This is a genomic window from Arthrobacter sp. AD-310 (genome assembly GCF_054656615.1).
This window is the reverse complement of the sequence record NZ_BAAHNO010000002.1, coordinates 56,827-78,517: the sequence shown is the minus strand read 5'-3', so window position 1 is coordinate 78,517 and position 21,691 is coordinate 56,827. Positions and strand designations below refer to the sequence as shown.

Genomic DNA, 21,691 nt, shown 5'->3' with positions numbered 1-21,691 from the left:
GTGCTCACCCGTGTGGCCGCCAGGGCGCGGCGGGGCGGAGGGACCGCCCAGCAGGCCGGCGGGGCGGACTCCTAGTATCCTTGACCGTGTTGTTTACCTCCCCGGCGCCTCCCCGGCCGGCCGCCAGCGCCGCCAACTGAACGGATTCTGCTCGTGACCTCTACCCCTGCCTTCCCGCGGGTCCACATCGCCACCGACCACGCAGGCATGGAGCTCAGCGCCCACCTGGTGTCCCACCTCACCGCCAAGGGATACGAAGTGGTGGACCACGGGCCCAAGGTCTACGACGCCCAGGACGACTACCCCTCCTTCTGCATCAACGCCGCCCTCGCCGTGGTAGCCGACCAGCAGGCCGGTGTCCACGCCCTCGGCATCGTGCTCGGCGGTTCGGGCAACGGCGAGCAGATCGCCGCCAACAAGGTCAAGGGCGTCCGGGCAGCGCTCGCCTGGAACCACTCCACCGCCACCCTCGCCCGCGAACACAACGACGCCAACGTGGTGGCTGTCGGCGGACGCCAGCACACCGTGGAAGAGGCAACTGGGCTGATCGAGGCCTTCCTGGCTGAACCCTTCAGCAATGACGAGCGGCATGTCCGCCGGATCGGCAAGATCGCCGCCTACGAGGCCACCGGCGAGGTCATCGAATAGTGCCTGAAGGGCATTCCGTCCGGCGCCTTGCCCGGCAGTTCGGGGACGTTTTCACCGGCCAGCGGCTCGCCGTCTCCAGCCCGCAGGGCAGGTTCAGCGGGGGAGCGGCGCTGCTGGACGGCCACACCCTGCTCACCGCCGACGCCCACGGCAAGCATCTGTTCCTGCATTTTGACAACGCCCTGGTCCTGCATGTCCACCTGGGCCTGTACGGAGCCTGGAGCTTTGGCGGCGACCGCACCTTCACCGGGGCCTCCAGTATTGGCGCGCCACGCCGGGTGGGCGAACAGGAATCGTTCGCGGAGGACGGTGCCGACGACTCCTATGCCGGGCCGCCCGCCCCGGTCGGCGCGGTCCGGGTCCGGCTTGCCGGCAGCCACGGATGGGCTGACCTGCGCGGCGCCACGACGTGCGAAACCATCACTGCGGCGGAAGCCGACGCCGTGCTTGCCCGGCTCGGCCCGGACCCGCTCCGGAACCGCCGCGGCGACGCCGGCCGGTTCGCCGAAAACCTGCAAAGCCGCAAAACACCCGTGGCCGCCCTCCTGATGGACCAGAGGATCATCGCGGGCATCGGGAACGTCTACCGCGCTGAGGTCCTGTTCCGCCTGCGCCTGCACCCCTGGCTTCCGGGCTCCGCCGTCACGGACACCACTGCCCGGAAGCTGTGGCGGGACGTTGTCACGCTCATGGGCGACGGCGTAGCCGACGGCCGGATCATCACCACTCCGCCCAGATACTGGGCGGTTCACGGAACGACGGCCGCCAAGGCAGCCGCCGCCGGCCTGCCCGTTCCGCCCAAAAGTGGAAGTTTCCCGGCGGGGGAGGACGCCCATTTTGTCTACAAGCGCCAGGGACTGCCCTGCCGGGTGTGCCGCACCGCCGTGCTGATCGCGGAACTGGCCGGGCGCAACCTGTACTGGTGCCCGAACTGCCAGCAGGAGTAGAAACAAAAGAGCCCCTCCAAGGAGGGGCTCTTTTGTAGTGCAGAGGGGACGACGGGAATCGAACCCGCGTAATCAGTTTGGAAGACTGAGGCTTTACCATTAAGCTACGTCCCCGAGGAAGATCCTTCTGCGTGGTGCGGGTGGAAACTTCGGGCTGGCTGTTCAAGCCGGATATAACTAAACCTAATCCATGGGCTACGTGTCAAATGTGCAAACACGGCGCGGATCACCGTAGACTTGCCTGTGCACTAACGGGGTGTAGCTCAGCTTGGCTAGAGCGCCTGCTTTGGGAGCAGGAAGTCGCAGGTTCAAATCCTGTCACCCCGACTCTGCCGCCCGGGCCTGTGGCCTGGACAAAACATTGCGTTTGCAGAAACCCATCCCACAAACCCAGGAGTACTTAGACCGTGAAGAGCGCTGTCGAGAACCTCACCCCCACGCGGGTCAAGCTCAACGTTGAGGTTCCCTTTGAGGAACTGAAGCCCAGCATCGACTCGGCTTACAAGACTGTTGCTTCGCAGATCCAGGTCCCCGGTTTCCGTAAGGGCAAGGTTCCCGCAAAGCTCATCGACCAGCGGGTCGGCCGCGGCTACGTACTCGAAACCGCCATCAACGACGGCCTCAATGGCTGGTACCAGGCTGCCGTGCAGGAGTCCGGCATCCGCCCGCTGAGCCGCCCCGAGGTCGAAATCACCGAGGTCCCGGACCCTTCCGCCACCGACGGCGGCCTGAAGTTCGCTGCCGAGGTTGACGTCCGTCCCGAAATCGAACTCCCGGATTACTCCGGCATCAAGGTCGAGGTTGCCGCTGCGCAGTCCTCCGACGAAGACGTTGACAAGGCCCTCGACGAGCTCCGCGGCCGCTTCGGCACGCTGAAGTCCGTGGACCGTCCCGCTGCCGACGGCGACTTCCTCACCATTGACATCACCGCCACCATCGACGGCGAGGAAGTGGACTCCGCTTCCGGCCTGTCGTACCAGGTTGGCTCGGGCACCATGCTCGAAGGCCTGGACGAGGCCGTTACCGGCCTCAGTGCCGACGAGGACGCCATCTTCAACACCACCCTGGTGGGCGGCGACCACGCCGGCCAGGAATCCCAGGTCAAGGTTGTTGTGAAGGCCGTCAAGGAGCGCGAACTGCCCGAGGCGAACGACGACTTCGCCCAGTTGGCCTCCGAGTTCGACACCCTGGCCGAGCTGCGCGAGGACCTCGCCAAGCAGGCTGCCGACTCCAAGATCGTCGAGCAGGGCGTTGAGGCCCGCGACAAGGTCCTGGACAAGCTTGTTGAGCTCGTCGAGGTTCCGGTTCCGGACTCCGTCGTCGAAGAGCAGCTCGAAGCCCACTTCAAGGAGGGCAACGGCCACGGTGAGGGTGAGCACGACACCGAGGAGCACCGCGAAGAGGTCCGTGCCAACACCGCACGAGCCTTCCAGAACGAGATCATCCTTGACGCGATTGCCGAAAAGGAAGAAGTCAACGTCAGCCAGAACGAGCTGATCGACTACATTGTCACCACCGCCAGCCAGTACGGCATGGACCCCAACCAGTTCGCGCAGATCATTGACCAGAGCGGCCAGGTTCCGATGATGGTTTCCGAGGTCCGCCGCCGCAAGGCGCTGGCCGTGGTCCTGGGCCAGGCCGAGGTGACGGACACCGAGGGCAAGGCTGTTGACCTGAGCGACTTCGTCCGCCCCGGCGGCGAGGAAGCACCGGCAGCCGACGCTGTTGAAGCCGCTGACGCCGGCGAAGCCGAGACCGTCGAGGCCTCCGAAGAGGGCGACAAGGCTGAGGCAAAGGCCTAGTCCCGCGATGCGCTGAACGGCCCCCGGATCACCAGATCCGGGGGCCGTTGGCGTTGTGGCACAGGCCCTGCACTGTCTCTTGCGCCGCTGCCGCATAGCCGCTGCGCCGATCGTGCGCCGTCAGCGAACAGCCGCGGGGGCGCGAACAAAATGTCGGTGAAACCGGTTAGTGTCCAAGTAGTGATTTTCAGTGATGTCACCGTCACCAGCGAGAGGTAAGTAACCATGTCACAGCACCCAGAGGCCCCCCGGATGGCGACCGTCGATCCTGCAGCCCAGGACAACTACATTTACAACCGCCTGCTGAAGGAGCGGATCATCTGGCTCGGTTCGGAGGTGCGTGACGACAACGCCAACGCCATCTGCTCCCAGCTGCTGCTGCTCTCCGCTGAAAACCCGGAAAAGGACATCTACCTTTACATCAACTCCCCGGGCGGCTCCGTGACGGCAGGCATGGCCATCTACGACACCATGCAGTTCATCCCGAACGACGTCGTGACCGTGGCCACCGGCCTGGCAGCCTCGATGGGCCAGTTCCTGCTGTCCTCCGGCACCAAGGGCAAGCGCTACGCCACCCCCAACGCCCGCGTCCTGATGCACCAGCCCTCCGGCGGCATCGGCGGCACCGCCTCGGACATCAAGATCCAGGCAGAACTCATCCTCCACATGAAGAAGGTCATGGCGGAACTGACCGCCGAGCAGACCGGCCAGACCGTGGAGACGATCCTCAAGGACAACGACCGCGACAAGTGGTTCACCGCCACCGAGGCGCTCGAGTACGGATTCTTCGACAAGATCGCCGCGCACGCCGGTTCCGTGTCCGGCGGCGGTGGAACGTCCAACGGTTCCTCCGGCGAATCGGCCTCCCAGAACTAATCCGGCATTAAGAACACTTTCGATCAGGAGCAACAAAATGAACTACAACTTCGGGTGGTCCGCCGGCAATCTTCCGTCCAGCCGCTACGTCCTGCCGCAGTTCGAGGAACGCACCCCGTACGGTTTCAAGCGCCAGGACCCCTACACCAAGCTCTTCGAGGACCGCATCATCTTCCTGGGCGTGCAGGTGGACGATGCCTCCGCTGACGACATCATGGCCCAGCTGCTGGTGCTTGAGTCGACGGACCCGGACCGCGACATCACCCTGTACATCAACTCCCCGGGCGGGTCCTTCACCGCCATGACGGCCATCTACGACACCATGCAGTACATCCGTCCGGAGATCCAGACCGTGTGCCTCGGCCAGGCCGCAAGCGCCGCCGCCGTCCTCCTGGCGGCCGGCACCCCCGGCAAGCGCCTGGCGCTGCCCAACGCCCGTGTGCTGATCCACCAGCCCGCCCTCTCCGGCGGCCAGGGCGGACAGGCCTCCGACCTTGAGATCCAGGCCGCGGAAGTCATGCGGATGCGGTCCTGGCTGGAGGACACCCTCGCCCACCACTCGGGCCGCACGTCCGAGCAGGTCAACAACGACATCGAGCGTGACAAGATCCTGACCGCCGACGAGGCACAGGCCTACGGCCTGATCGACCAGGTCCTCGATTCACGCAAGATCAAGCCTCAGGCAATCACGAGGTAGCAGTACGTAAAGCGCCGGTGCGGGCCAGTCCATTTGGCCCCACCGGCCTTTTCCTTCCACCCTTGGGCGCCAATGTGACCTAGAGTGGATGTTGTCACAAACCGGTCCTCGCAGGCTGGTGAAGATTCCAGCAACGGTGCAAGGCTGCCTGGCAGCAAGATACTAAGGGGTTCACATATGGCTCGGATTGGCGAGAGCACGGATCTGCTGAAGTGCTCTTTCTGCGGAAAGAGCCAGAAGCAGGTGCGCAAGCTCATTGCCGGGCCCGGTGTCTACATCTGCGATGAATGCATAGAGCTGTGCAACGAAATCATTGAGGAGGAGCTCGCCGAAGTCGCCGACCTCGGCAGCTTCGAACTGCCAAAGCCCCGCGAAATCTTCGACTTCCTCCAGGAGTACGTGATCGGCCAGGAGCCGGCCAAGCGCTCCCTGGCCGTCGCCGTCTACAACCACTACAAGCGCATCCAGGCCGGGCACGCGCCCAAGGCCGGCAGCCTGGGCGACGGCGGACACCATGACGACGTCGAAATCGCCAAGTCGAACATCCTCCTGATCGGCCCCACGGGCTGCGGCAAAACCTACCTTGCGCAAACCCTCGCCCGCCGCCTGAACGTCCCCTTCGCCGTCGCCGACGCCACGGCCCTCACCGAGGCCGGATACGTGGGCGAGGACGTCGAGAACATCCTCCTCAAGCTCATCCAGGCAGCAGACTACGACGTCAAGAAGGCCGAGCAGGGCATCATCTACATCGACGAGATCGACAAGATCTCCCGTAAGAGCGAAAACCCCTCGATCACCCGTGACGTCTCCGGCGAGGGCGTCCAGCAGGCATTGCTGAAAATCCTTGAGGGCACCGTTGCCTCGGTGCCGCCGCAGGGCGGCCGGAAGCACCCGCACCAGGAATTCATCCAGATCGACACCACCAACGTCCTGTTCATCGTGGCAGGAGCCTTCGCCGGACTTGAAGAGATCATCGGGTCACGCTCCGGGCGCAAGGGCATCGGATTTGGTGCTCCGCTCAACGACGCCAGCAAGAAGGTGGATTCCTACGGAGAGGTCATGCCCGAGGACCTCCTGAAGTTCGGCCTGATCCCGGAATTCATCGGCCGTCTGCCGGTGATCACCACCGTGTCCAACCTGGACCGGGAAGCCTTGATCCAGATCCTCTCCACGCCCAAAAACGCCCTGGTCAAGCAGTACCAGAAGATGTTCCAGATCGATGGCGTTGAGCTCGTCTTCGACGACGCCGCCCTGGATGCCATCGCGGACCAGGCCCTGGAACGCGGCACCGGTGCCCGGGGCCTCCGCGCCATCCTGGAGGAAGTCCTGCTGCCCGTGATGTTCGATCTCCCCAGCCGCGAAGACGTGGCCAGTGTAGTCATCACGGCGGATGTCGTCCTTCGGGGCGCCGAACCCACCATGATCCCGCACGCCGCCAAGCGCAGGAAGTCCGCCTGACGCATACCACCCTGCACGTCATGGCTGCCCCCTGCGCAGTCCCCTCTACCTGAAGGACCCGCCATGCCTGAAAACGCCAAGAACAGGGCCGACTTCTGGTTCGATCCGCTCTGCCCCTTCGCCTGGATCACCTCCCGCTGGATCGGTGAGGTTGAAGGCGTCCGCGACATCGAGACCGTCTGGCACGTCATGAGCCTCGCTGTCCTCAACGAGGGCCGCGACCTCGAGCCGTCCTACCGAGAATCAATGGACAACGCCTGGGGCATGGTCCGGGTGATCATCGCCGCGCAGCAGGAACACGGACCGCAGGTGGTCAAGGCACTCTACGACGCCATGGGTACGCTGATCCACGACGCCGGCGAAAAGGACCGCACCCTGGTGATCACCAAGGCGCTGGCCGAGTGCGGCCTTCCCGCATCGCTGGCCGAAGCGGCCACCACCGACGCCTACGACGCCCAACTGCGCGCCAGCCACGACGAAGGCATCTCCCTGGTGGGACAGGACGTCGGCACTCCCGTAGTGGCATTCAACGGGACGGCGTTCTTCGGCCCTGTCCTCACCCGTATCCCCCGGGGCGAGGAAGCCGGCCAACTTTGGGACGCCACGACAGTCCTGGCAGCCTATCCGCACTTCTTCGAACTCAAGCGCAGCCGGACGGAAAGCCCGGAATTCAGCTGATTCAAACCCGCTTCTTGCGGGACATAACACCGCCCAAGGGCCCCGCGATAACTACCATGATGTAGTTCTTCCGGGGCCCTTGCGCATGCCCCCGGCCGGGACAACAATAGTTCTTACCCACTTCGAAAGAAGCGGGACGCAGGAACCAAAGATTCAGTGATAGGTATCCGACGCAGCCTTTGGCAAAGCCGGATACAGCTACCAGTGACGAGGTAGGAAGACCTGAAATTCCACGGATTCTGCCAGACCATCAAGAACGTCACCAGATGGCCGAAAAGTCGAAGCCCCACCAACGGCAAAACGCTGATGGGGCTTCCCCTTTGCCCTGAAACAGGGCGCATGTCCTGAAACCGGGCGCTATGCCTTGGCAGCCTCTTCCGTCGCCAGGTCCACATCACTGACGGCCAGGTCGCCGTCGCCCACCACCAGGGTGATCTCCCGCGCGTTCGAGGCAGCCTTCAGGTCCTGCAGGCCGGCCTGCAGTTGTGCGGTCAGCGACTCCGGAGCCGTGATCGTGGCCGACAGCACCTCCGTGCGCTGCTTGACCTTTGCCTCGGACTTCGCCTTCCGGACGCCGCTGAGCGCGGTGCCCACGGTAGCGAGCATGGTGGTGTCACCGTCCACCTCGATACCGGCGGGCCAGGCGGCACGGTGGACGGAACCGGTCCGCCACCAGCTCCAGACTTCCTCGGTCGCGAACGGCAGGAACGGTGCGAACAGGCGCAGCAGGGTATCCAGCGTGGTGGCCAGGGCAGCCAGCACCGACGCCTGTTCGGATTCGCCCGCCGCCCCGTAGGCGCGGTCCTTGATGAGCTCGACGTAGTCGTCGGTGAACTGCCAGAAGAACGTCTCGGTCAGCTGCAGGGCACGGGCGTAGTCGTAATTGTCGAACGCTTTGGTGGACTGGGCAACGACGTCGGCCAGCTGGGCCAGCAGCGCACGGTCCAGGGGGTTCGTCAGGACGGACAGGTCGCCGGACACCACGGAGTTTTCCGTGGCCCCCAGGTTCAGCACGAACTTGGACGCGTTCAGCAGTTTGATCGCCAGGCGGCGGCCAATCTTCATCTGGGCGATCTCATAGGCTGTGTCCGCGCCCAGGCGTGCCGAGGCGGCCCAGTAGCGGACGGCGTCCGAACCGTACTCGTTCAACACATCCGTGGGGACAACCACATTGCCCTTGGACTTGGACATCTTCTTGCGGTCCGGGTCCAGGATCCAGCCGGAAATCGCTGCATGCTTCCACGGCGCGGTCTTCTGCAGTGCATCGGCACGCACCACCGAAGAGAACAACCAGGTGCGGATGATGTCGTGGCCCTGGGGACGCAGGTCGAACGGGAAGACCTTCGAGAACAGGTCCTCATCACGGCTCCAGCCGCCCACAATCTGCGGCGTCAGGGAAGAAGTGGCCCAGGTGTCCAGGACGTCGGCGTCCCCGGTGAAGCCGTTGGCCTGGTCGCGCTGGGATTCGTCGAAGCCCGGAGCCGCATCCGCCGCCGGATCCACGGGAAGCATGTCGTCGGTGGGCAGGATCGGGTTTTCGTAGTCCGGATTGCCCTGGGCATCAAGGGCGTACCAGACGGGAATGGGCACCCCGAAGAAACGCTGGCGGGAGACCAGCCAGTCACCGTTGAGGCCCGCGATCCAGTTTTCGTAGCGTGACCGCATGAAGGACGGGTGGAAGTTGATCTCCTGGCCCCGGGCAATCAGCCGCTCCCTGCGGTCCTCGTCGCGGCCGCCGTTACGGATGTACCACTGCCGGGACGTGACAACCTCCAGCGGCTTGTCGCCCTTCTCGAAGAAGTTAACCGGATGGCTGATCTTCTTTGGCTCGCCGTCAAGGAGGCCGGCAGCGGTGAGGAGTTCCACCACCGCCTCCTTGGCGGAGAAGGCCGTCTTCCCGGCGATGGCCGCATAGGCCTCCTTGCCCGCGTCGGTGGTGATCCAGTCCGGGGTATCGGCGATGATCCGCCCGTCACGTCCCATAATGGCGCGGGTGGGCAGCTGGAGTTCGCGCCACCAGGTGACGTCGGTAAGGTCGCCGAAGGTGCAGACCATGGCAATGCCGGAGCCCTTGTCCGCCTTGGCCAGCGGGTGGGCCTTGACCTCAAGTTCGACGTCGAACAGCGGGGACCGCACGGTCTTGCCGAAAAGCGGCTGGTAGCGCTCATCGTCCGGGTTGGCCACCAGCGCGGCGCAGGCGGCCAGGAGCTCGGGGCGGGTGGTCTCGATGAAGATCTTTTCGCCGTCCACCGTAAAGAAGGGGTAGCGGTAGTAGGCGCCCGGTACCTCACGGTCTTCAAGTTCGGCCTGCGCCACTGCGGTGCGGAACGTCACGTCCCACAGGGTGGGGGCTTCTGCCATGTAGGCATCACCGGCGGCGAGGTTGGCCAGGAACGCGCGCTGGGAGACCGCACGGGACGTGTCGTCGATGGTGCGGTAGGTCAGGTCCCAGTCCACGGACAGGCCGAGGGTCTGGAACAGGTTCTCGAAGACCTTCTCGTCCTCCACGGCGAGTTCTTCGCACAGTTCGATGAAGTTCTGGCGGGAGACGACGTCGAAATCACGCTGGTTCTTGGCCGGCTGCGCGGGCGGCCGGTAGTCGGCGTTGTATGGGATGGCCGGATCGCAACGCACGCCGTAATAGTTCTGGACGCGGCGTTCGGTAGGCAGGCCGTTGTCGTCCCAGCCCATGGGGTAGAAGACGTTCTTGCCGGTCATCCGCATGTAGCGGGCCTGGACGTCGGTCTGCGTGAAGGAGAACATGTGGCCCACATGGAGCGAGCCGGACGCAGTCGGCGGGGGAGTATCGATCGAGTAGACCTGGTCCCGGGTGGTATTGCGGTCGAACTTGTAGGTCCCTTCGTCCAGCCAGCGCTGCGTAAGGGCAGCTTCGAGGCCTTCGAGGGCCGGCTTGTCCGGAACGTTGATGGGGGCGGTGGTGGGCGTGTCTGTACCCTGCGTGTCTTCAGCCATTAGGCAATTCTTTCATGCCCGGGGCAGGGCTGAGTTAACGCGTGTAACGGCAGCGCCGGCGGTTCCCTCCGCGGGCCGGGCTAGGGTGGTGCCATGACTGACGATGCGAAGAACGCAGCCCTGGTGACCGGCGCAAGCAGCGGGATCGGCGAAGCCGCCGTGCGGGCGCTCCGCGCCGAAGGATGGACCGTATTCGCGGTGGCCCGCCGGGCGGACCGGCTGGAGGCCCTCGCCGCGGAAACGGGGGCGGTGGCCATCCCCGCCGACATTTCCGAGGACGACGACGTGTCCCGGCTCCTGGCCCAGGTCACCCGGGCGGGCGGCGTGGACACGCTCATCAATATTGCCGGCGGCGCCCGGGGAGCAGACACGATCGGAGCTGCAAGCACCGAGGACTGGGACTGGATGTACCGCGTGAACGTGCTGGGCACCATGAAAGTGACGCGGGCGTTCCTGCCCATGCTTCGTGCCCATGGTGAAGGCACAGTGCTCAACCTCACGTCCACAGCGGCCATCGCAGCCTACGAGGGCGGCGGTGGCTACAATGCCGCCAAATTCGCCCAGCATGCCATGACCGGGGCGCTCCGGCTGGAAGAGGCCGAACACAACATCCGCGTGATTGAGGTTGCGCCCGGGCTGGTCCGCACGGAAGAGTTCGCCTTGAACCGGCTCGGCGACCGGCAGGCGGCGGAGAAGGTTTACCAGGGCGTGGAGAAACCCCTTACCGCTGAAGACGTCGCCGAAGTCGTCCGCTATGCCGTCTCCTTGCCGCACCACGTGAATCTGGACCAGATCATCATCCGGCCCGTGGCGCAGGCCGCCAACCACAAGCTGATCCGCAAAGGCTGAGCCGCTACGGAACGGGGACGTCCAGGGTGGCGGTCACGGCAGCGTGGTCGGTCCCGGCCAGGCGGTGGGCAGCGTAGTCCGAGCCGTGGATGCCCCCGCCCGTCACCAGATGGTCCAGTGTGACGCCGGGAAGATGATAGCCGCGCATGGGCCACGTAGGCACCAGCCGGTTTCCGGACGCTGCAGCCACGTCCACCAGCGGCCGGCGCCCGTCCGCCAGCAGTCCGCGGAACTCCCGATGGTCCAGCGTCGCGTTGAAATCCCCCGCCAGCAGCAGCGGTCCGGACCCCGGATCGGCATCTCCCAGTGCTGCAAAGTCCCGGCGCCACTGCGCGAGTCCGTCGTCCACCGGCGCCAGGGTGTGCACGGCGACCACCCGAAGGGTACCGCGCCCCAGATTGACGGTGACAATAGGCATGGCAAACCGGGTTCCGGGCACGAGTCCCGCTCCGGTCAGGGGATAGGAGGAATATACGGCAGCTCCCGCGGCCCGGCCGCGGGGATGCGACACCTGGTGAGGGAGAACGGCCGTCAGTCCGGCGACGGCCAGCCTGTCTTCCAGGTCCGGCGTGTACTCCTCAATCGCAAGCAGGCCCACGTGCTGTTCCCGTACCAGCTCCACAACGCCGGCGGCGTCCGCCCCGCCCAGTTCGGCATTGATCGTCATAACCTTCACCCGTACGGCCGGTGCACGGGCATGTGCCGCGTCGCTGGCGGGAACCCCGGGCGGGAACAGCCACAGCACCTGCACGCCGAGCAGCACTGCCGTCAGGACCTGCAGCGGCCTGCTGCCGCCGGGCAGGGCCAGCAGGAACGCCATGGCGGCCGGCACTGTAAACCAGGGCAGAAAGGCCAGCAACTGCACTGCCGTGACGGGCCATTCAGCGGGCACTGCCCGCAGGAAAAACATCCCCGCCACGGGAGCCGCAGCCACGCATGCCAGCCGGCGCAGGACGCGGTTCCGCCCGGCATTCCGGCCCGCAGGGAGGCCTGCCGCACCGGCGGGCGCATTCATGCATCCGATTCTAGGCGCGGCAGCCCCATTCCAGGCAGGACGAATGGAAACCACAGGCAGGGGGATAGTAGACTCGAAACCGGCTATGACCCGGCAATCACCGGTGAGCTTCCGGAAGAACACGCAGGAAACCCCCAGGGCATCCTGCGCCAGTAGAACCGGACGGGTAAGCCCGTCACAGCAGTAATGAGAGGCCGACGCCAGGCTGGTCCACAGGTCCAGGCAGCGGCGGTAAGTGAGGTGGTACCGCGGTGAGCGTGGAGTCCGGCGGACAACACGGCAGCCGTCCTCGCATCCTGAACGGAACAGCCGGCGCCCGCCGGCGGTTCGCCACGCCCAACCCAGGATGTCGAGAATGACGTATTACCCCAAGGCCTCAGCCTCCACCAGCGGCACCTCCTCCAGCCGTGCAGGCGTATCCGCCTCCGTGAAGTTCCCGGAGATCGAAGAGCGCATCCTCAAATACTGGGACCAGGACGGCACCTTCCAGGCCAGCATTGACCAGCGCAGTGCCGACGCCCCCGGCGGGGAACCCGGCAGCAACGAGTTCGTCTTCTACGACGGCCCGCCCTTTGCCAACGGCCTGCCCCACTACGGCCACCTCCTCACCGGCTACGCCAAGGACCTGGTGGGCCGCTACCAGACCCAGCGCGGCAAGCGCGTGGAACGCCGCTTCGGCTGGGACACCCACGGGCTGCCCGCCGAGCTGGAAGCGATGAAGCAGCTGGGGATGACGGACAAGACCCAGATCGAAGCTATGGGCATCGACAAGTTCAACGACGCCTGCCGTGCCTCCGTGATGAAGTACGCCGACGAGTGGCGCAGCTACGTCACCCGGCAGGCGCGCTGGGTGGACTTCGACAACGACTACAAGACACTCAACGTGGAGTACATGGAGTCGGTTCTGTGGGCGTTCAAGCAGCTGCATGAAAAGGGCCTGACCTACAACGGCTACCGCGTCCTGCCCTACTGCTGGAAGGACGAGACGCCGCTGTCCAACCACGAACTGCGCATGGACGACGACGTCTACAAGAACCGCCAGGACCAGACCGTCACGGTCACGTTCCCCATCCTCCCGGGGGAGTCCGCCCTGTCGAAGCAGCTTGCCGGCGTCCAGGCACTGGCCTGGACCACCACCCCCTGGACGCTGCCCACCAACGCCGCGCTCGCCGTCGGCCCTGACATCACCTACGTGGTCCTGCCCGCGGGACCCAACGGCATCAAGGCAGCCTCGGCCGACGCCCCGGTCACCGGCAGCTTCCTGCTGGCTGCCGACCTGCTCTCCGCCTACGCCAAGGACCTCGGCTACGAGGGCTTCGACGACGCGGAGGCCGCCGTCATCTCCACCCACTCCGGCGCCGAGCTGGAAGGCCTGCGCTACCGGCCGCTGTGGAACGACTTCAGCGACAACGAAAAGTACGGCATGGAGAACGCCTGGCGGATCCTGGTTGCCGATTACGTCACCACCACCGACGGTACGGGCATCGTGCACCAGGCACCCGCTTACGGCGAGGACGACCAGAAGGTCTGCGAGGAGGCCGGGATCCCGGTGGTGCTCTCCGTGGACGAGGGCGCGAACTTCCTGCCCCTGTTCAAGCACGGCGACCTCCACGACATTGCCGGGCTGCAGGTGTTCGAGGCCAACAAGCCCATCACCCAGGTGCTGCGCGCCCAGGGCCGCCTCGTCAAGCAGGCCAGCTACGAGCACAGCTACCCGCACTGCTGGCGCTGCCGCAACCCGCTCATCTACCGGGCCGTCTCCTCCTGGTACGTGGAGGTCACCAAGTTCAAGGACCGGATGTCCGAACTGAACCAGGAGATCAACTGGATCCCCGGCAACGTCAAGGACGGACAATTCGGCAAGTGGCTGGAAAACGCCCGTGACTGGTCCATCAGCCGCAACCGGTACTGGGGCAGCCCCATCCCCGTCTGGCAGTCCAGCGACCCCGAGTACCCGCGCACCGACGTGTACGGTTCGCTGGCCGAGATCGAGGCCGACTTCGGCCGCCTGCCGCTCAACAAGGACGGCCAGGTGGACCTCCACCGGCCCTTCATCGACGAACTGACCCGGCCCAACCCGGACGATCCCCGCACCCCCGAAGAGGGGCAGTCCGTGATGCGCCGGGTGGAGGACGTGCTGGACGTCTGGTTCGACTCCGGCTCCATGCCGTACGGCCAGGTGCACTACCCGTTCCAGAACGAGGCCTGGTTCGACACCCACAACCCTGCCGACTTCATCGTCGAATACATCGGACAGACCCGCGGCTGGTTCTACATGCTGCACATCCTGTCCACGGCACTGTTCGACCGGCCGGCGTTCCGCAACGTCATCAGCCACGGCATCGTGCTGGGCTCGGACGGGCAGAAAATGTCCAAGAGCCTGCGCAACTACCCTGACGTGTCCGAGGTCCTGGACCGTGACGGCTCCGACGCGATGCGCTGGTTCCTGATGTCCAGTCCCATCCTCCGCGGCGGCAACCTGATCGTCACCGAACAGGGGATCCGCGACGGTGTCCGGCAGGTCATCCTGCCGCTGTGGAACGTGTACAGCTTCTTCACCCTGTACACCAACGCGGCCCGGGGCGGCGAGGGCTACGACGCGAAACTGCGCTACGACGGCTACACCGACACCCTGGACCAGTACCTGCTGGCCAACACCGGAGACCTGGTCCGGAACATGACCGTCCAGCTGGACACCTACGACATCTCCGGTGCCTGCGATGAGCTGCGCAGCTACCTGGACATGCTCACCAACTGGTACGTCCGACGCAGCCGCCAGCGCTTCTTCGACGAGGACCAGGACGCGTTCGACGCGCTGTACACGGCGCTGGAGACCGTCTCCCGTGCGGCAGCATCACTGCTGCCGCTGGTCTCCGAGGAAATCTGGCGCGGGCTGACGGGCGGCCGCTCCGTGCACCTCGCCGACTGGCCTGACGCGGACCTGTTCCCGGCCAACCCGGACCTCGTCCAGGCCATGGACCGGGTCCAGCAGATCTGCTCCACCGGCTCATCCCTCCGCAAGGCCGCCAACCTCCGTGTCCGCCTGCCCCTGCAGGAACTCACCGTGGTGGCACCCGGTGCCGATGCTCTGGAAGGCTTCGCCGCCGTCGTCGCTGATGAACTCAACCTGCGCTCCGTCCGGCTGCTCGACGCCGCCACGGCCTCCCCGGAGGAATTCGGCATCCAGCAGAAGCTGGTGGTCAACGCCCGGGCCGCGGGTCCGCGCCTGGGCAAGAACGTCCAGGTGGCCATCAAGGGCTCCAAGTCCGGCGACTGGTCCGTGGATGACGCCGGTGTGGTGACCGCGGGCGGGCTGCAGCTGGAACCGCAGGAATACACGCTGGAGACTGTTGTTGCTGAATCCGAAGGCGGCAGCGCCTCTGTGGCCGTGCTCCCGGGCGGCGGCTTCGTGGTCCTCAACACCGAGGTCACGCCGGAGCTTGAGGCCGAAGGCCTGGCACGCGACATGGTCCGCGCCATCCAGCAGGCACGCAAGGACGCCGGACTCAATGTCAGCGACCGCATCCGGACCTCGGTCACTGCACGGCAGAACGTCGTCGACGCCCTGCTGGCGAATGCTGACCTGGTGAAGGGCGAAACGCTGACCATTGACCTCACGGCCGGACCGGCCGACGTGAATGAACCCGCCGTCGCCGTCGAGAAAGTGGAGGCCTAGGACATGACCGACGAATTCTCCGTGGAAAGCGTCTACGCCGAACTGCTCGGACGGGCGCCCGAAAACAAGATGGAGCCCCGGCTCGCGCCGCTGTTCCGCGCCATGGATGTGCTCGGCGAACCCAACAAGGCGTACCCGATCATCCACGTGACCGGCACGAATGGTAAAACCTCGACGTCCCGCATGATCGAGTCCGTCCTGCGCGCCCACGGCCTGAGCACCGGGCGCTACACCAGCCCGCACCTGTCCAAGGTCACCGAGCGGATCAGCATCGACGGGCACCCGGTCCCTGACGAGACGTTCGTCCGCATCTGGGACGAGATCCGCCCCTACCTGCAGATCGTGGATGCTGAGCTGGAAGCCGAGGGGCAGCCCCGCCTGACGTACTTCGAGTGCCTGACCATCCTGGGCTTCGCGATCTTCGCGGACCAGCCCGTGAACGTCGCCATCATCGAGGTGGGCCTGGGCGGCATCACCGACGCGACCAATGTGGGCGACGGCCAGGTCTCCGTTGTGACGCCGATTTCGCTGGACCACACGGACCTGCTGGGGGACACCACGGCCGACATCGCCTACGAGAAAGCCGGCATCATCAAGCCGGGCGGCTACCTCGTCAGTGCCGCGCAGCCGCTGGATGCGGCACAGGTCCTGCTCGAGAAGGCCAAAGAGGTTGGCGTACCCTTCCGCTTCGAAGGCGTGGAGTTCGGCGTCGAGTCCCGGACCGTCGCCGTGGGCGGCCAGATGGTCACCATCCAGGGCATTGCGGGGCGCTACCCGGACTTGCTGGTGCCCCTGCACGGCGCACACCAGGCACAGAACGCCGCCGTCGCCGTCGCTGCGCTGGAAGCGTTCTTCGGCGGGGAGAAGGAGTTGCCCTTCGACGTGCTGCAGGAAGGCTTCGCCGCGGTGTCATCGCCCGGCAGGCTCGAGGTGGTGCGGACCGCGCCCACCATCATCGTGGACGCCGCGCACAACCCGGACGGCATCAAGGCGTCCGCCGCCGCCCTGCAGGAGGCCTTCTCCTTCACCCGGCTGGTCCCCGTGGTGGGGGTGCTGCAGGAAAAGGACGCGGAGGAGATTCTCCGCGGGCTGAAGGAGCACCTGGGCGATGTGGCGGAGGAGTACTGCTTCACCCAGTCGAACTCGCCGCGGGCCATCCCCGCTGCCGAACTCGCTGAACTCGCCGTGGACCTGGGCTTCGGCGAGGACAACGTGCACATCGCCGAGAAACTGGACGACGCCCTGGAATGGGCGGTGGAGCGGGCGGAAGCCAACGACGACCTCTCCGGCGGTGTCCTGGTCACAGGTTCCATCACCCTGGTGGCGGAGGCCCGGATCCTGCTTGGAAAGACGGAGGCGTAGGCCATGGCACGACTGACGAAAGCGCAGCGCGAGTGGCGTCCCGGCATGCCGAAGAAACGCCGCTCCACCAAGGTGATGTTCGCCTCGACGGTGCTGCTCCTGGAAGCGTTCGTGATGTTCTTCGCCACCCTGGCGGTGTTCGGCCTGCGCCGCGGCGAGTTTCCGCCGGCGCTCATCCTGGGCGTGGGCATCGCACTGAGTGTCCTGATGGTGGTGGCGTGCGCGTTCCTCACCAAGCCCTGGGGCGTGGCCCTGGGCTGGATCCTGCAGCTGGTGCTGGTCCTGACCGGCATTTTCGAGCCGGCCATGTTCCTGGTGGGCGCCCTGTTTGCCATCGCCTGGTGGTATGGAATCCGTACCGGCATCCGACTGGACCGCGAGGCTGCCCAGCGCGAGCGTGAGCAGGCCGAATGGGAGGCAGCCCACCCCGACCAGGCCAGCGGTTCCGGCCAGCCACAGTCGTCCTGACCCGGCCGTTCACGCCGCCCCGTAGACTTATTCCGAAACCCCATCCCAACGCATTGGAGCAGCTGTGACCACTGAGCGCACCCTCGTCCTGATCAAGCCCGACGGCGTCGCCCGCAACCTCACCGGCGCCATCCTGGCCCGCATCGAAGCCAAGGGTTACAGCCTGGCGGAACTGAAAAAGGTTGACGCCACCCGCGAACTGCTGGAGCAGCACTATGAGGAGCACGTGGGCAAGCCGTTCTATGAGCCCCTGGTGGAGTTCATGCTTAGCGGCCCCGTGGTGGCGGCGATCTTCGAAGGCCACCGCGTCATCGAAGGCTTCCGCTCCCTGGCCGGCACCACGGATCCCACCACGGCCGCCCCGGGCACCATCCGCGGCGACTTCGGCCGCGACTGGGGCCTGAAGGTCCAGCAGAACCTGGTGCACGGATCCGATTCCACCGATTCCGCCGAGCGCGAGATCAAGATCTGGTTCCAGTAGCCACGGGCCCAAAAGCTAAGGCCAATGTTCGTCATGAACATTGGCCTTAGCTTTTGGCTGCAAACGGGCTAGAACCCCGAGGTCCCCGCGAACACCTGGATGAAGGCGAAGAAGATGCTGGCGATGACGGCAACGTACAGCAGGGCCACAATGATCCAGCCGGAGTCGCCCAGGACCCGGGCCGCCCCCGAGGGCACGGGAATGACGCCGGCCGTCATGTTCCGGACTGTCACCCACACGAACAACGGGATCATGGCAGCCCAGACGATCATGCAGAACGGGCAAAGGATGTGGATGTCGTACAGCGCCTGCGACCACAGCCACACAACGAAGGCAAAGCCCAGCGTGACGCCCGTCTGCAGGCCCACCCAGAACCACCGGGCAAACGTGGCACCGGACAGCAGGGCCATGCCCACGGTGATGATGACGGCGAACGCCACGATCCCGATGAACATGTTGGGGAAACCGAACAGCGAACTCTGCCAGGTCTTCATCACATCGCCGCAGGAAATCCACGGGTTTACGTCGCAGACCGTGGTGTGGTTCGGGTCCTGGAGCACCGCGAGTTTTTCGAGGACAAGTGTTCCGGACGCGAGCCACCCCACCGCGCCGGTGACCACCAGCAGCCAGCCGAACGGCCGGTTGCGTGCCATGGCAGGCAGCGCTGGAGAACTGGTGTCCGGTCCGGGCGTCCGGTCCGGGGCATGGGTGCCGCTGGCGGGGGAGATGCTGGGCATTGGTGTGGCGTCCTTTTCGTCCGGTGCTCCTTGCCCGATTGTAACGCCGGCGGCTGGAAGCCATTCCCAGCCCAGGGACAGCAGGCCTTCGCCTCCCCGGGATTTAGCCCGGATGTGAGAGAATGAACGTGGCTGGAAGCCGATCCACATTCGGACTCCGGTCCGGTGGCTTGTTCCCAAGACCGCCAATGACGAGCAGGGCAGGCTACGGACGCCTCCCGCGACTCCATTGAGCGGCACCTGGTTGTGGCATGTAGAACAACGGGTTTCAGAACATCCCTCCGGCTCCCACGGGCTGCCGCACCCCACCGCCGGTGCGAACCTGGGAGTATCCACTTGACTTCTGTCAACGCCTGCGGGTTTTGACAATATGTGCCCCAATGGGTGCCGGATGTGGCGGTACGTCAGGGGCAGGAGTGTAGCTGCATATGGACAACGAACAGGATCTGGCCGTTAACGGGGAAGCGGCGGCCGCTGTGGCGCCGAAGAGGACACGCCGGAAGGCGGCCGCAAAGAAGGACGACGACGCAACCGGCCAGGCGGAGAACGTTCCGGCCGACGCCGCCACGGCTGAAAACGTGGAAGCTGCCGCCGCGGAAACCCCCGCCGAAACCAAAGTGCCCGCCCGCCGGACGCGTGCCCGCAAGAAGGTCGAGGCCCCCGAACCGCTGCCTGCCTTCGCAGCTGATGTTGAACCCGCAAGCGAGGCCGCCGTGGAGGCACCGGCTCCGGCCGCCGCTGAAGAAGCGGCCGGCAAGCCGGTCCGCCGCCGTCGAGTTGCCACCCGCAAGACCGCCGCCCCCGCGGTGGAGCCGGAGGCAGCAGTGGAGCAGGAAGCGGCAGCAGCGCCGGCTGAAGCAGGTGTGCCCGTTGCAGAATCCGCACCAGCGGAACAGGACGCCCCGGCCCTGCCTGCGGCCGAGGCCGAAAATGCGGATGCAACCGCCGTCGAAGCCGTTGGTGCCGCAGCAGCCGGACCGGAAGGTGCGGATGCCGCCGGAACAGGGCAGGCGCCGTCGGCCGCCCCCGGTGCCCCGGAAAGCAAGCCCGAAGAAGCAGCCGCCCCCAGCCCGTTCGCGTCCCTCTTTATGGAGCCGGCGTCACCGACGTCCGTGCTGTTCCAGGCCCCCGACCTCAGCACCGTGATGCGCCCGGCGCCGGCAGCAACGGCGGAACCGGGCGAGGATGAAGCCGGGGACGACGAGGATGACGCCTCGGGCCGCCGCCGGCGCCGCAGCCGCGGCCGCCGTGGCCGCAGCCGCCTGGACGACCGTGACGCCGAAGCCGTTACAGGCACCGACAGCGAGGAAGACGCCGGCGAGGCCGACGACGACCAGGCACCGCTGGAAGACGGCGTCACCTCACGGCGCAGGCGCCGCCGACGCCGCGGCGACCAGGACCTCGAGCTCACTGGTGGCGGGGAGGACGACCCGCCCAACACCATCACCCGTGTCCGGGCCCCGCGCACCGTCAGCGATCAGCCGGCCTCCAACCGGGTTACCAGTGTCAAGGGCTCCACCCGGCTGGAAGCCAAGAAGCAGCGCCGGCGCGAATCCCGCGACACCGGCCGCCGCCGCACCGTCATCACCGAGGCCGAGTTCCTGGCCCGCCGCGAGTCCGTGGACCGCCAGATGATTGTCCGGCAGCGTGACGACAGGATCCAGATCGCTGTCCTGGAAGACGGCGTGCTGGCAGAACACTTTGTGTCCAAGACGCAGCAGGATTCGCTGATCGGCAACGTATACCTGGGCAAGGTCCAGAACGTGCTGCCGTCCATGGAAGCGGCCTTCGTTGACATCGGACGCGGCCGTAACGCCGTCCTGTACGCCGGCGAAGTGAACTGGGAAGCCGTCAACCTCGAAGGCAAGCAGCGCCGGATCGAAAACGCGCTCAAGTCCGGCGACACCGTCCTGGTCCAGGTGACCAAGGATCCCGTCGGCCATAAGGGCGCCCGCCTCACCAGCCAGATCTCCCTGCCCGGCCGGTACCTCGTGTACGTGCCCGGCGGTTCGATGACCGGCATCTCCCGCAAGCTGCCCGACGTCGAACGCAACCGGCTCAAGCGCATCCTCAAGGATCGGCTCCCGGAGCAGGCCGGGGTCATCGTGCGCACGGCGGCTGAAGGTGCGTCCGAGGAAGAGCTGACGCACGACATCAACCGGCTGCGTGCGCAGTGGGAAGGCATCGAGAGCCAGTCCACGTCCACCAAGGTCCTGGCCCCGGAACTGCTCTACGGCGAACCCGACCTCACCATCAAGGTGGTCCGGGACGTCTTCAACGAGGACTTCTCCAAGCTCATCGTCTCCGGTGAGGAGGCCTGGGACACCATCGAGGCGTACGTCACCTACGTGGCCCCGGACCTGGTGGGCCGGCTCGAAAAGTGGACCAAGGAGCAGGACATCTTCGCGGCCTGGCGGATCGACGAGCAGATCCACAAGGCCCTGGAACGCAAGGTCTTCCTGCCTTCCGGCGGCTCCCTGGTGATCGACCGCACCGAAGCCATGACCGTCGTGGACGTCAACACCGGCAAGTTCACCGGCAGCGGCGGCAACCTCGAGGAAACCGTCACCAAGAACAACCTCGAAGCAGCCGAGGAAGTGGTGCGCCAGCTCCGGCTCCGGGACATCGGCGGCATCATCGTCATCGACTTCATCGACATGGTCCTTGAGTCGAACCGCGACCTTGTCCTGCGCCGCCTGGTGGAATGCCTGGGCCGCGACCGCACCAAGCACCAGGTCGCCGAGGTCACCTCCCTCGGCCTGGTCCAGATGACGCGCAAGCGGATGGGTACCGGCCTCTTGGAAGTCTTCGGCGAGCAGTGCGAGGCGTGCGCCGGGCGTGGCGTGGTCACCCACGAGGACCCTGTAGAGCACCGCCGGGCCAACATCGTTGCCGCCGAGCACCACGTGCAGCGCTCCGACAGCCGGCCGGAAGCCCGCCACGAGCACCGCAGCGAAGGCCAGCGGACGGACACCAGCCAGCCCGCCGGCCGGCCGGACCGCAAGCGGCGGCGCGGACGTGGCG

At 65.9% G+C, this 21,691-nt stretch carries 16 protein-coding genes and 2 tRNA genes; 14 read left to right on the top strand and 4 right to left on the bottom strand.

Features of this window, described 5'->3' with window-relative positions:
• The first annotated feature begins 153 nt into the window (after positions 1–153).
• Both ACYQ1Z_RS00975 and ACYQ1Z_RS00970 read left to right on the top strand, forming a co-directional pair.
• The gene (locus ACYQ1Z_RS00975) at positions 154–648 is read left to right on the top strand and encodes a ribose-5-phosphate isomerase (protein WP_459790475.1); all 495 of its coding nucleotides are present in this window, start codon (positions 154–156) and stop codon (positions 646–648) included.
• A complete protein-coding gene (locus ACYQ1Z_RS00970; RefSeq protein WP_459790474.1) occupies positions 648–1,595 on the top strand; it encodes an Fpg/Nei family DNA glycosylase in 948 nt (315 codons plus the stop codon). Before ACYQ1Z_RS00975 ends, ACYQ1Z_RS00970 begins: the two co-directional genes overlap by 1 nt.
• Positions 1,596–1,638: 43 nt before the next feature.
• On the opposite strand, the gene ACYQ1Z_RS00965 is transcribed toward ACYQ1Z_RS00970, so the two are convergent.
• Positions 1,639–1,709: transfer RNA gene (locus tag ACYQ1Z_RS00965), tRNA-Gly, on the bottom strand.
• A gap of 138 nt (positions 1,710–1,847) precedes the next feature.
• Here ACYQ1Z_RS00965 and ACYQ1Z_RS00960 point away from each other — a divergent pair.
• From ACYQ1Z_RS00960 to ACYQ1Z_RS00935, 6 genes are all read left to right on the top strand, one after another.
• Positions 1,848–1,922, top strand: a tRNA-Pro gene (locus tag ACYQ1Z_RS00960).
• Positions 1,923–2,002: 80 nt separating this feature from the next.
• Entirely contained in the window at positions 2,003–3,397 is a 1,395-nt protein-coding gene (tig, locus tag ACYQ1Z_RS00955; protein WP_459790473.1) for a trigger factor, read from the top strand.
• 252 nt (positions 3,398–3,649) lie between these two features.
• Positions 3,650–4,273, top strand: coding sequence for an ATP-dependent Clp protease proteolytic subunit (locus ACYQ1Z_RS00950; RefSeq protein WP_018761581.1), 624 nt, complete (start codon positions 3,650–3,652; stop codon positions 4,271–4,273).
• Positions 4,274–4,310: 37 nt separating this feature from the next.
• On the top strand, positions 4,311–4,970 hold the full coding sequence (locus ACYQ1Z_RS00945) for an ATP-dependent Clp protease proteolytic subunit (RefSeq protein ID WP_079596337.1): 660 nt from the start codon (positions 4,311–4,313) through the stop codon (positions 4,968–4,970).
• A 177-nt stretch (positions 4,971–5,147) separates the two neighbouring features.
• Complete coding sequence (clpX, locus tag ACYQ1Z_RS00940; protein ID WP_459790472.1) at positions 5,148–6,428, top strand: ATP-dependent Clp protease ATP-binding subunit ClpX; 1,281 nt, start codon at positions 5,148–5,150, stop codon at positions 6,426–6,428.
• Between the two features lie 63 nt (positions 6,429–6,491).
• Positions 6,492–7,106: a mycothiol-dependent nitroreductase Rv2466c family protein gene (locus tag ACYQ1Z_RS00935; RefSeq protein WP_459790471.1), complete on the top strand. Its 615-nt coding sequence runs from the start codon at positions 6,492–6,494 to the stop codon at positions 7,104–7,106.
• A gap of 357 nt (positions 7,107–7,463) precedes the next feature.
• Here ACYQ1Z_RS00935 and valS read toward each other — a convergent pair whose 3' ends face one another.
• Entirely contained in the window at positions 7,464–10,079 is a 2,616-nt protein-coding gene (valS, locus tag ACYQ1Z_RS00930) for a valine--tRNA ligase (protein ID WP_459790470.1), read from the bottom strand.
• A gap of 93 nt (positions 10,080–10,172) precedes the next feature.
• Between valS and ACYQ1Z_RS00925 the strand changes: the two genes are divergently transcribed.
• Positions 10,173–10,928, top strand: a complete 756-nt coding sequence (locus tag ACYQ1Z_RS00925; protein WP_459790469.1) for an SDR family oxidoreductase — start codon at positions 10,173–10,175, stop codon at positions 10,926–10,928.
• A gap of 4 nt (positions 10,929–10,932) precedes the next feature.
• Here ACYQ1Z_RS00925 and ACYQ1Z_RS00920 read toward each other — a convergent pair whose 3' ends face one another.
• Positions 10,933–11,943 (bottom strand): endonuclease/exonuclease/phosphatase family protein, encoded by a 1,011-nt coding sequence (locus ACYQ1Z_RS00920; protein WP_459790467.1) that lies wholly within the window; start codon positions 11,941–11,943, stop codon positions 10,933–10,935.
• A gap of 355 nt (positions 11,944–12,298) precedes the next feature.
• Between ACYQ1Z_RS00920 and ileS the strand changes: the two genes are divergently transcribed.
• The 4 genes from ileS (at position 12,299) to ndk (ending at position 17,930) form a co-directional block, all read left to right on the top strand.
• Positions 12,299–15,619, top strand: coding sequence for an isoleucine--tRNA ligase (ileS, locus tag ACYQ1Z_RS00915; RefSeq protein ID WP_459790466.1), 3,321 nt, complete (start codon positions 12,299–12,301; stop codon positions 15,617–15,619).
• A 3-nt stretch (positions 15,620–15,622) separates the two neighbouring features.
• The gene (locus ACYQ1Z_RS00910) at positions 15,623–16,981 is read left to right on the top strand and encodes a bifunctional folylpolyglutamate synthase/dihydrofolate synthase (protein WP_459790465.1); all 1,359 of its coding nucleotides are present in this window, start codon (positions 15,623–15,625) and stop codon (positions 16,979–16,981) included.
• 3 nt (positions 16,982–16,984) lie between these two features.
• On the top strand, positions 16,985–17,449 hold the full coding sequence (locus tag ACYQ1Z_RS00905) for a DUF4233 domain-containing protein (protein ID WP_459790464.1): 465 nt from the start codon (positions 16,985–16,987) through the stop codon (positions 17,447–17,449).
• Between the two features lie 64 nt (positions 17,450–17,513).
• A complete protein-coding gene (gene ndk, locus ACYQ1Z_RS00900; RefSeq protein ID WP_459790462.1) occupies positions 17,514–17,930 on the top strand; it encodes a nucleoside-diphosphate kinase in 417 nt (138 codons plus the stop codon).
• A 68-nt stretch (positions 17,931–17,998) separates the two neighbouring features.
• Here ndk and ACYQ1Z_RS00895 read toward each other — a convergent pair whose 3' ends face one another.
• On the bottom strand, positions 17,999–18,667 hold the full coding sequence (locus ACYQ1Z_RS00895; protein ID WP_459790461.1) for a vitamin K epoxide reductase family protein: 669 nt from the start codon (positions 18,665–18,667) through the stop codon (positions 17,999–18,001).
• A 428-nt stretch (positions 18,668–19,095) separates the two neighbouring features.
• Here ACYQ1Z_RS00895 and ACYQ1Z_RS00890 point away from each other — a divergent pair.
• Positions 19,096–21,691 (top strand): Rne/Rng family ribonuclease (locus tag ACYQ1Z_RS00890; protein WP_459790460.1); only part of this gene is annotated, 2,596 nt, incomplete at its 3' end.